8 protein-coding genes and 1 pseudogene are annotated in these 9802 nt (G+C 73.2%); 5 read left to right on the top strand and 4 right to left on the bottom strand.

Annotated features, from left to right (window positions below):
* Positions 1-88 precede the first annotated feature (88 nt).
* Positions 89-836, bottom strand: a pseudogene (locus tag B9S57_RS02680) (hypothetical protein).
* A gap of 262 nt (positions 837-1098) precedes the next feature.
* On the opposite strand from B9S57_RS02680, the gene B9S57_RS02675 reads away from it, so the two are divergent.
* The 3 genes from B9S57_RS02675 (at position 1099) to B9S57_RS02665 (ending at position 4409) form a co-directional block, all read left to right on the top strand.
* Positions 1099-1992 (top strand): glycoside hydrolase family 19 protein, encoded by an 894-nt coding sequence (locus B9S57_RS02675; RefSeq protein WP_103513904.1) that lies wholly within the window; start codon positions 1099-1101, stop codon positions 1990-1992.
* A 101-nt stretch (positions 1993-2093) separates the two neighbouring features.
* The gene (locus B9S57_RS02670; RefSeq protein ID WP_103513918.1) at positions 2094-2582 is read left to right on the top strand and encodes a hypothetical protein; all 489 of its coding nucleotides are present in this window, start codon (positions 2094-2096) and stop codon (positions 2580-2582) included.
* Positions 2583-2951: 369 nt separating this feature from the next.
* On the top strand, positions 2952-4409 hold the full coding sequence (locus B9S57_RS02665) for a helix-turn-helix domain-containing protein (protein ID WP_181011206.1): 1458 nt from the start codon (positions 2952-2954) through the stop codon (positions 4407-4409).
* Positions 4410-4414: 5 nt separating this feature from the next.
* Here B9S57_RS02665 and B9S57_RS02660 read toward each other — a convergent pair whose 3' ends face one another.
* From B9S57_RS02660 to B9S57_RS02650, 3 genes are all read right to left on the bottom strand, one after another.
* Positions 4415-6121, bottom strand: coding sequence for a serine/threonine-protein kinase (locus B9S57_RS02660; RefSeq protein WP_103513902.1), 1707 nt, complete (start codon positions 6119-6121; stop codon positions 4415-4417).
* A gap of 74 nt (positions 6122-6195) precedes the next feature.
* Complete coding sequence (locus tag B9S57_RS02655; protein WP_103513901.1) at positions 6196-6735, bottom strand: MarR family winged helix-turn-helix transcriptional regulator; 540 nt, start codon at positions 6733-6735, stop codon at positions 6196-6198.
* Positions 6732-7343, bottom strand: a complete 612-nt coding sequence (locus tag B9S57_RS02650; protein WP_103513900.1) for a DJ-1/PfpI family protein — start codon at positions 7341-7343, stop codon at positions 6732-6734. The genes B9S57_RS02655 and B9S57_RS02650 overlap by 4 nt, the downstream gene beginning before the upstream one ends.
* A 172-nt stretch (positions 7344-7515) precedes the next feature.
* On the opposite strand from B9S57_RS02650, the gene B9S57_RS02645 reads away from it, so the two are divergent.
* Together B9S57_RS02645 and B9S57_RS02640 are read left to right on the top strand one after the other, a co-directional pair.
* The gene (locus B9S57_RS02645; protein ID WP_103513899.1) at positions 7516-8889 is read left to right on the top strand and encodes an aspartate aminotransferase family protein; all 1374 of its coding nucleotides are present in this window, start codon (positions 7516-7518) and stop codon (positions 8887-8889) included.
* Between the two features lie 90 nt (positions 8890-8979).
* Positions 8980-9696 (top strand): GntR family transcriptional regulator, encoded by a 717-nt coding sequence (locus B9S57_RS02640; protein WP_103513898.1) that lies wholly within the window; start codon positions 8980-8982, stop codon positions 9694-9696.
* Positions 9697-9802: the final 106 nt, after the last annotated feature.

Raw genomic sequence — 9802 nt, 5'->3', positions numbered from 1 at the left:
GGGAAGGAGGTCCGTGAGGTGTCCATGGCGGGGAGACTAGGAGCGGGCCGGAGTCCTTCGCGAGATACCGCGGTGTCGTGTCCACCCCCTACCGCGGTAGGGGGCCCCTCCCGGCTCGGCCCGGTCCGGCTCGGTCCTCGCCGCAGAGGCGCATGCCCTGGGGGGTCGCGCACGGCATGTGGCCGTTGGTGCGCATGACCTCCTCGCCGTAGTTGTCCAGGTAGTTGAGGAAGCCGGCCACCAGGGAGTTCGCGGGCGGCGAGCCGTAGGTGTAGGCGTACTCGATCTCGCGGTACGGGTAGCTGCTGGTGCCGATCGTGTCGACGGACGGGGTGACGCCGTCGATGGCTGTCCGGTGGGCCCCGTCGGGCACCGCGCCGCCCCGGAGCTCGGTGTAGCCGATCGCCCCCTCGAGCTCGGCGACCTCGGCCAGGACCTGGTCCGTGCCGTCGAGCTCGCAGCGCAGGACCGGGGCGTCGGCGTAGTCCTTGGTGGTGCAGTCGCGCGAGGAGGTGGCGAGCTCGTTGGCGTCCAGGACGCGGCGCTGGAACACCTCGCGGGTACCGGAGTTGGCGTCACTGCGAGCCGTCGTTCTCGACGCGGAGCAGGACGAGCGTCGCATCGGCCATGTCCGGGGTCTCGTTGAAGAGCCCGAGCCGCACATTGGCCCGGCCCTGGCTGACCTCGCTGCCTATGGGGGTGTCCATCTGCACGCGGTAGCCGATGCGCTTGCGGCGCGGGACGCGGCGTTCGTACCAGAGCACGCCCGCCGACGTCGCGACACCCAGCAGGGCTGTGAGGACGGCGATGACGTTCTCGGGGGTGAACAACTCCATGGTGGACGCGCTCCCTGTGGGTGCGGTGGCCGGAGAGCGTCACCGTATGACCGGGAACCGTGTGGTGGGGGAGCCTCCGGTTTCCTTCCGGGGAAGTTCGTCTCGCGTTCAACCGGGCGGTGCGGGCGCCGCGTCGGGGGCATGGGCAACGTTGTCGAGTTCTGGTCTAGACCTTGACAGGTCCAGACCATCGACGCTTGAGTGGCCGTACCCCCCATGGCGGCGCACGCTCGCGCGAGCGCCGCGCCGAAGGAGTGATCGCGTGTTCAAACGTGTCATGAGCCTGATCGCCGCGCTGGGCGCGGTCGTCGCGACGTTCGTCCTCCTCCCCGCCACCACGGCCTCGGCCGCCGCCTGTGCGCCGGCCTGGAGCGCCTCCTCCGTCTACGTGGGCGGCGGATCGGCCTCCTACAACGGGCACAACTGGTCCGCGAAGTGGTGGACCCAGAACGAGACCCCCGGCTCGGCCGACGTCTGGGCCGACCAGGGCACCTGCGGAAGCGGCGGCGAGACGGACCCGGGCGACCCGGACCCCTCGGGCTTCGTCGTCAGCGAGGCGCAGTTCAACCAGATGTTCCCGGGCCGGAACTCCTTCTACACCTACAGCGGTCTCACCGCGGCCCTGAGCGCCTACCCCGGCTTCGCCAACACCGGCAGCGACACGGTGAAGAAGCGGGAGGCGGCCGCGTTCCTCGCCAACGTCAGCCACGAGACCGGCGGGCTGGTGTACATCAAGGAGATCAACGAGGCCAACTACCCCCACTACTGCGACGCGAGTCAGCCCTACGGCTGCCCGGCCGGCCAGGCCGCCTACTACGGGCGCGGCCCCATCCAGCTCAGCTGGAACTTCAACTACAAGGCAGCCGGTGACGCACTCGGCATCGACCTGCTCGGCAACCCGTACCTGGTCGAGCAGAACGCCTCCGTGGCCTGGAAGACCGGTCTCTGGTACTGGAACACCCAGTCCGGCCCCGGCACCATGACGCCGCACAACGCCATGGTCAACGGCTCCGGCTTCGGCGAGACCATCCGCTCCATCAACGGCAGCCTGGAGTGCAACGGCGGCAACCCCGCCCAGGTGCAGAGCCGCATCGACAAGTACCAGGCGTTCGTCCAGATCCTCGGCACCACCCCCGGCTCTAACCTGAGCTGCTGAACCCGGCCCCACCCCGGGGAGCGGGGGCGCGTCCGGCCATGTGNTGCCGGACGCGCCCCCGATTCGTGTTCCCGTACGGGTGGTTGACAGGATCGCGCCTCATGAGCACGGACAGCGACAGCACACCGCCCGAGACCACCGAGTCCCGCCTCGCCCTGATCGAGGGCCTCCTCGCCCGGCCCTTCCCCGCGGGGGAGGAGAGCGAGGACGGCAGCGGGCGGAGCAGTGGACCCGGCCATCACCTGATGATCCTGCGCGCCAGTCAGGACTTCTGGGACGACCGGTCACCGGAACTCGTCGAGCCCGCGGAGCAGGAGATCGAGGACGAATTCAGCGTCCTGGCGACCGCGTTGAGCGAGCGGTGGGGCGAGCCGGAGACCGTGGACCTCTGGCCCTACCTGGAGCGGGAGGAGGACGCCGGCCCCGCCCCGGAGCCGATGGGGCAGCTCTGCAACCTTGCGGGCAGCATGCAGGTCTGGCGCCCGCCGGGGAGTACGCGCTGGCTCGGTCTGGCCGTGGGGCAGGCGGACCCGGAATTCCCCATCTGGCTGCTCACCGCCGTCGGGGAGGCAGCGACGCTGCCGGGCTGAGCACGGGCCCGGGCCGGAGGGGCGCACGGTCGAGAACCATGCTGGGCGGCGCCACTGACACCCGCCGCGGGCCGACGACAGTGACCACCCCCGTGAGCCGCTGCCGCCGCGCCGTCCGGACGTCCCCCGACGTCCTCGGGCCCCCGGAACCAGGACGTCCCGACGCCCCCCGACGTCTCCCGGACATCCCGGAACACCCTGGGGACTCTAGGGGGACGGGGCGTCGGGCCGGGAGATTCAATTCGCACCGCGTGGCAACCGACGGGTATCAAACCGCACAACCGGACCGGTACCCTGCACTCCGGTTTCGGGGAGGCCGGGGGAGGGAGACACGTGTCGGCGCGCGAACGGGCGGACGACGTACTGCTGATGTACCGGCTGGCGCGGACCGGTGGATCGCCCGAGCTGCTGCGCGGACTGGCCCGGCGGGCGGAGGGCTGGGCCGGGATCGTGGACCGGGACGGTACGGTCCTGCGGGCCGTGGCCGGGAGCGTCCGGTGGCCGGCCCACGAGGCGGCGGGTCTCGCGGCCCGGGCAGCACGGGAGATGACGACCCGTGGAGCCGCCTCGTACTCCCTCGACACCGACATGTGCACCGCACTGCTGCTCCCGCTCGACCGTACGCCGGAGCCCCGTGGCCCGGTCGCCGTCCTCGTCGCGCCCAAGCCGCTGCCCGCCGGGCTCGCCACGCTGATGGCCGACGCGGTGATGCCCCTCGCCCTGTCCTGGGCGTCGGAGAGCGTCGAGCGCAAGCGGAGGCGCGTGGACCTCGCGGAGTCCCGGGGCCGCGAGGCCGTCCTGCACCTGCTGATGACCGGTCAGCTCTCCATCGCCCACCAGGTGGCGGGCGCCCTGCGGCCGAAGCTCCCCGACCCCGTGCGGGTCTGCGTCGTCGAATGCTCCGGCGGACAGCGCGACGAGGTGGCCCGGGTCTGCGCGGACACCTCCGGCGGCCGGACGTGGATCGTGCGCTGCCCCGTCTACGCCCGCCATCTCATCCTGATCGTGCCGGCTGAGGAGGAGGCGGAGGAGCGGGCGCCCGAGGAGGGCTCCACCCTGGGCCTGGCCGTCGCCGGGCTCGTGGACGACTGCGTCGTGGGCGTCAGCGAGGAGGTGCGGCTGCCCGACACGGCCACCGCCTACCGGCAGGCGTTCCACGCACTCGCCGTCGCCCGTGCACTCCCCGGGCGCCACGCGAGGTTCGGCGCCGCCCCGGAACCCGCACTGGTCGTGGGGGCCGCCGGAGCGCGGTGGGCCGACGCTCTCCTCGCGCCGCTCCTCGCCCATCTGCCGCGCCGCTCGCAGGATCCGGGGAGCCAGGAGCTCTCGGCGACGGTCGCGTCCTGGCTGGCGTTCTCCTCCCACGCCACCCAGCACCTGAAGATCCACCGCAACACCCTGGCCGCCCGGCTGAAGCTCGTCGGCGAACTCCTCGGCCTGGACCTGAACCTGGTCGCGGACCAGGCGGCCGTCGACCTGGCCCTCAGGATCAGGGCCACCCCGGCGCTGCACCGCTCCCGCCCCGGGAGCGGCGCGGTGGCCGAGGACCTCGACACGGTCCTGCGCACCCCCGGCGTCCAGGACTGGGCCGTCCAGCAGCTCAGGCTCCTCGCCGAGGCCGGCCCCACGGGCGAGGAGACCCTGCGGACATGGCTGAGCTGCGAGGCCCAGCTGAGCCCGGCGGCAGCCGCACTGGGCATCTCCGTACCGGGCGCCCGCAAGCGGCTCACCCGGCTCGAGGCGCTGCTGAGCCGGTCGCTGCTCAGGACCCCGAGCGCACGGTACGACCTGTGGCTCGCCTTCCGGGCGGCGGACCTCACGGCGTGAGCCGCTCAGCCGGTCCTCGTGTACGTCAGGCTCGTGCCGGTGGCCGTGATCTCGCGGTGCAGGCTCCCGTCGGGGAGGAGGGTCAGCACGGTGGCCTCCCCCGGGGTGCACGACGACATCGGTTCGCCTTCCGCGACCCGCGAGGGACCGATACGGACGGGCCCGCCCGAGGACGGTTCGCTCTGCAGATCGGCCCGGAACACGCAGCGGTAGGAGCCGCCCGCGCCGAGGGGCCCCTCGGCGGTGAGGGACAGCACGGTGTCACCCACCTCGCCCTGCCGGACGACGAGTTGACGGGTGGAGGCTCCCCCGCCGCCCTCGACGGTCCCGGACCAGGTGCCCAGGAAGCCGGAGGGCACGGTGCCGTCGGAGCCCTTGGCCTCGGCGTGCGTTCCGTCCTGGGAGGTGCCGGACGGGGAGAGCGTGGGTGACACCGCGGTGTCACCCCCACCGTCGCGGGTGAGGGCGTGGACCCCCCAGCCCGCCCCCACCGCGACGAGCAGCGCGACGGTGGCCAGCAGGAGCGTCGAGCCCGCCCCACGGCGCCGGGGCGCGGGCGCGCCGGGGTGGCCCGCGGGAGTGGGCGCGTATCCGTGGGCGGCCGCGGGCCGGTGCGGATAGCCGTAGGCGGGCGGGAGCTGTGCGGGCGGCCCGGCCGGCGCGGGGAGTCCGCGTGTGACATCGGGAGGCCGTACGGGCGTGGCGGGTGCGGGTGTCGGGGCGGGTGCCGGGGGAGTGGGCCGCACCCGCTGCGGGCCCGTCGCTCCGCTCCGCTCCTCCTCGGGGTCCTCGGAGTCCAGCAGCTCCACCGCGTGGCGCCCGAGTTGGGCGATCAGGGCGCCCGGCAGCCACGGTTCCGCCGACTCCGTGTCGCCCAGCCGCTCCAGGACGGTGTCCGTGGAGGGGCGCGCGGCCGGGTCCTTCGCCAGGCAGTCCCGGATCAGCTCGACCAGGTCGACGGGGACACCGGTGAGGTCCGGCTCCTCCTGCGCGATACGGAACATCAGGGCGTGGGCTCCGCTTCCCGCCGCGCCGAACGGCACGCGGCCGGTCGCCGCGTAGGCCAGCACGGAACCGAGGCAGAACACGTCGCACGCGGGAGCCACGCGCTCGCCCCGCACCTGCTCGGGCGACATGAACTCGGGGGTGCCGATCATCGCGCCGGTACGGGTGAGGCCGCCCTCGGTGACGGTGTCCAGGGCCCGGGCGATACCGAAGTCGATGACCCGGGGCCCGTCGATCGTCATCAGGACGTTGGAGGGCTTCAGGTCGCGGTGGACCAGCCCGGCACCGTGGATGTCCTGGAGGGCCCCCGCGAGACCGGCGCCCAGGATGCGTACGGAGCGCTCGGGGAGCGGACCGTACGCCCCCGATTCGGCCGCCGGTGCGCCCCGGTGACCCGAGACGATGCGGTGGAGCGAGGGGCCGGCGACGTAACCGGTGGCCACCCACGGCACCGTGGCGTCCACCCCGGAGTCCAGCACGGGGGCGGTCCAGGAGCCTCCGACCCGCCGGGCGGCCTGCACCTCGGCCCGGAACCGGTCGCGGAATTGCTGTTGTGCGGCGAGCTCGGGCCGCACCAGCTTGATGGCGACGGTGCGGCCCCGGTCCGAACGGGCCAGGAACACCCGTCCCATCCCGCCGGCGCCGAGCCGCCCCAGCAGGCGGTAGCTGCCGATGCGTTGCGGATCGCCGGAGACCAGCTTCTCCATGGTGCGCTTCCTCCCCGTACGGCCGTGGCGGACCGTGGTCGAGGATAGCGGCGGGCGGATCCCGCACGGCGCCCTCATCCCCCGGCGGATTCCGGTGGCCGCCCGGCCGGGGAGGCCGGGGAGGCCGGGGAGGCCGGGGAGGCCGGGAGCGCCAGGGTGTCCATGGCGGCCGAGAGCCGCTCCAGCACCTGGACGGTGCGCGCGAACTGCTCCTCGCCCAGCTCCCCCGCAAGCCGCGCCGCGAACTCCGCGTGGGCGGGACCGATCCTGTTCACCGCGGCCCGGCCCTCGTCGGTGGGCCGGAGCAGCTTGGCCCGCCGGTGGGCCGGGTTCGCGGCGTACTCGGCGAGGCCCTGTCCCACCAGCAGATCGGCGATCCGCTGCACGCTCTGCCGGGTGATCCCCATCGAGCGGGCGATCCCCGACACCGGAAGCGGCTCGGTCAGGACCGCTCCGAGGACCTGCCACCGGGCGGCGGTGAGCCCGGCGGGGCCGGCCAGTTCCTCGGCGACGGACAGGAAGCGGCCGTTGAGCCGGAACACCCCGATCGCGGTGCGGCTGAGCCGGTCGGCGTCCTCCGGGTGCCGGGCCCCCCCGGTGTTCTTCCCGCTCATCCTTCGAGCACCTCGTAGGCGCTCGCGTCCGAGTCGTGGAAGAGCCGGTACCAGGCGTCCAGTTTCTTCGGTTCGAACACGTCGAGCAGCGAGAAGATCTCGCGGGCGAAGGCGACCGGCTCGGTCGGACCCGCCGTCACGAGAGCGCCCCGGGACTCCCCGCCGGAGTCCGTCACCGCGTCGGCGTCGACGTAGTGCGCGCCGCCCGCGTATCCCGTGGCGGCGAGGTAGAAGGAGACGGCGCTCGTGTGGGTGCGGTCGTCGAGCAGGCCTTCGCGGGCCAGCCCCGCGGTCGCCCCGCAGATGGCGGCCACCGGCACGCCCGCGTCCAGGAAGGTCCGCGCCGCCCGGGCGAAGGGGGCGAGGGTGTCGCCGGTGTCCCAGAGGGAGGCGCCGGCGAGGACGAGCAGCGCGCTGCCGTCCGGCCCCAGCTCGTCGAGCGCCAGGTCGGGATGGACGCGCAGCCCGCCCATGGTGGTGACGGGTTCGGTGGTGAGGCCGACGGTGCGCACGGTGTGACCGTGCCGGGTGAGCTGAGCCGTGGCGAAGCCCGGCTCCCAGTCGGCGAAGGTGTCGTAGACGGCCAGGTGGACGGTCGTGCCGGTCATGATGACCTCCGGTGGCGAAGCACGGAACCTTACGACAGAATGCTGTCATGATGACAGCATTCTGTCAATGGAGCCGTTTCCGGACGGGGACCCGACAGCATGCCGAGCCGGGCGGCCCATGCCGTACAGAGTGGCCATGGAGGACGGCGGTCACGCCGCATACGCTCGCCGCATGAACTCCGATGCCTCCCGCGCCCCGTACGTCGACCCCGCAGCGGGCGCGGCCGTGAAGGCCGCCGACCGCGCGCACGTGTTCCACTCCTGGTCCGCCCAGGGCCTGATCGACCCGCTCGCCGTCGCGGGCGCCGAGGGGGCGCACTTCTGGGACTACGACGGCAACCGCTACCTGGACTTCACCAGCGGCCTCGTCTTCACCAACATCGGCTACCAGCACCCCGCCGTCGTCGCCGCGATCCAGGAGCAGGCGGGCAGGCTCACCACGTTCGCCCCCGCCTTCGCCGTCGAGGCGCGCTCGGAGGCGGCGCGCCTCATCGCCGAGCGGACCCCCGGTGACCTCGACAAGATCTTCTTCACCAGCGGCGGTGCCGAGGCCGTCGAGAACGCCGTCCGCATGGCCCGGTTGCACACCGGGCGCCCCAAGGTGCTCTCCGCCTACCGCTCGTACCACGGGGCCACCGCCACCGCGATCAACCTCACCGGCGACCCGCGCCGCTGGGCGTCCGACACCGGCTCGGCGGGAGTCGTCCGCTTCTGGGCGCCGTTCCTCTACCGTTCCCCGTTCTACGCGCAGACCGAGGCCGAGGAGTGCGCCCGCGCGCTCCAGCACCTCGAGGACACGCTCGCCTTCGAGGGCCCGGCGACCGTCGCCGCCGTGATCCTGGAGACCGTCCCGGGCACCGCGGGCATCATGACGCCGCCGCCCGGCTATCTCGCGGGCGTCCGCGAGATCTGCGACAGGTACGGCATCGTCCTCGTGCTGGACGAGGTGATGGCGGGCTTCGGGCGCACCGGGAAGTGGTTCGCCGCCGACCACGACGGCATCGTCCCGGACCTCATGACCTTCGCGAAGGGCGTCAACTCCGGCTACGTGCCGCTCGGTGGCGTCGCCATCAGCGCCGAGATCGCCGCGACCTTCGAGACCCGGCCCTACCCGGGCGGGCTCACCTACTCCGGTCACCCGCTGGCCTGTGCCGCCGCCGTCGCGACGATCAAGGTCATGGAGGAGGAGCGGATCGTCGAGAGCGCCGCACACCTCGGGGAGCACGTGCTCGGCCCCGGGCTGCGCGAGCTCGCCGAGCGCCACCCCTCCGTCGGCGAGGTGCGCGGCCTCGGCGCCTTCTGGGCGCTGGAGCTGGTCCGGGACAGGGAGACCCGCGAGCCCCTGGTCCCGTACAACGCGACCGGTGAGGCCAACGCCCCGATGGCGGCCTTCGGCGCGGCGTGCAAGCGGAACGGCCTCTGGCCCTTCATCAACATGAACCGCACCCACGTCGTCCCCGCCTGCAACATCACCGAGGCCGAGGCGAAGGAGGGTCTCGCGGCCCTCGACTCGGCCCTCGCGGTCGCCGACGAACACACCGTGTAGAGGGCACCGGACATGACGCCCTCCCCCGTGCCCGGAACCGGGCATACCTCTGGCTTAAAGTGACCCGAGCCGAGAACGGGAGGGGGCGTCATGGGCGCGAGCGGAGGCGTGACCCGCAGTACGCTGCGGCAGCAGATCGCCGACGCCCTGCGTGACGAGGTGCTCGCGGGGCGCCTGCAGCCGCGGGTGGAGTTCACCGTCAAGCAGATCGCCGAGCAGTACGGCGTGTCCGCGACGCCCGTCCGCGAAGCGCTCTTCGACCTGTCCGCGCAGGGGCTGCTCGAATCCGACCAGCACCGCGGTTTCCGGGTCCGTGAGTTCACCGTCGCGGACTACCGGTCGATGGTGGAGGCGCGCGCGCTGGTCATAGACGGGGTGTTCCGGGGCATCTTCGACGGGACCGGGTCCGCGCCCGCCGTGATCGGCGCCCACCGGGCGGCCCTCGTCTCCGTACGCCGGAGGGCCGAGGAGGCGGCGCGCGCGGCGCGTGGCGGCGACCTCGACATCCTCATCGGCTACGACCTGAGGTTCTGGCGGGAGCTCGGCACGGTCATCGGCAACACCTACATCAACGACTTCCTGCAACGGCTGCGGATGCAGGCCTGGGCCTTCGCCGTCCCGTATCTGCGCGGGGACGGCGACGAGGTGCGCGACTGGCTCTGGAACGGCCACCAGGAGCTGGTGGAGGCCATCACGGCCGCCGACGGGCCGGCCGTGCGGGCGGTGCTGGACGCCTACTACGCGCACGGGCTGAAGTGGGCGGACCGGCTGGCCGCCGGCGACCCCCCGCACCCGGGCCACGGCTGAGCGCCCGGCCGGCCACGTCCAGGGCCGCGGCCCGACGTGTCCTGGGGCCCGCGGCCGAGCGCGTACCCGCCCGCACCCTGTGCGCGGGGTCCCGGCCGCATTACGC

This window comes from Streptomyces sp. SM10, assembly GCF_002910915.1.
In the GTDB taxonomy this organism is placed as follows: Bacteria; Actinomycetota; Actinomycetes; order Streptomycetales; family Streptomycetaceae; genus Streptomyces.
The sequence above is the reverse complement of the archived record's forward strand: the minus strand, read 5'-3'. Positions and strand labels throughout refer to the sequence as shown.

What these genes read in the sequence shown, in the direction of transcription:
- B9S57_RS02670 (WP_103513918.1), top strand. Translation starts at nt 2,094, where the DNA reads ATGAGCACGGACAGCGACAGCACACCGCCCGAGACCACCGAGTCCCGC.
- B9S57_RS02665 (WP_181011206.1), top strand. Translation starts at nt 2,952, where the DNA reads ATGTACCGGCTGGCGCGGACCGGTGGATCGCCCGAGCTGCTGCGCGGA.
- B9S57_RS02660 (WP_103513902.1), bottom strand. Translation starts at nt 6,121, where the DNA reads ATGGAGAAGCTGGTCTCCGGCGATCCGCAACGCATCGGCAGCTACCGC.
- B9S57_RS02655 (WP_103513901.1), bottom strand. Translation starts at nt 6,735, where the DNA reads ATGAGCGGGAAGAACACCGGGGGGGCCCGGCACCCGGAGGACGCCGAC.
- B9S57_RS02650 (WP_103513900.1), bottom strand. Translation starts at nt 7,343, where the DNA reads ATGACCGGCACGACCGTCCACCTGGCCGTCTACGACACCTTCGCCGAC.
- B9S57_RS02645 (WP_103513899.1), top strand. Translation starts at nt 7,516, where the DNA reads ATGAACTCCGATGCCTCCCGCGCCCCGTACGTCGACCCCGCAGCGGGC.
- B9S57_RS02640 (WP_103513898.1), top strand. Translation starts at nt 8,980, where the DNA reads ATGGGCGCGAGCGGAGGCGTGACCCGCAGTACGCTGCGGCAGCAGATC.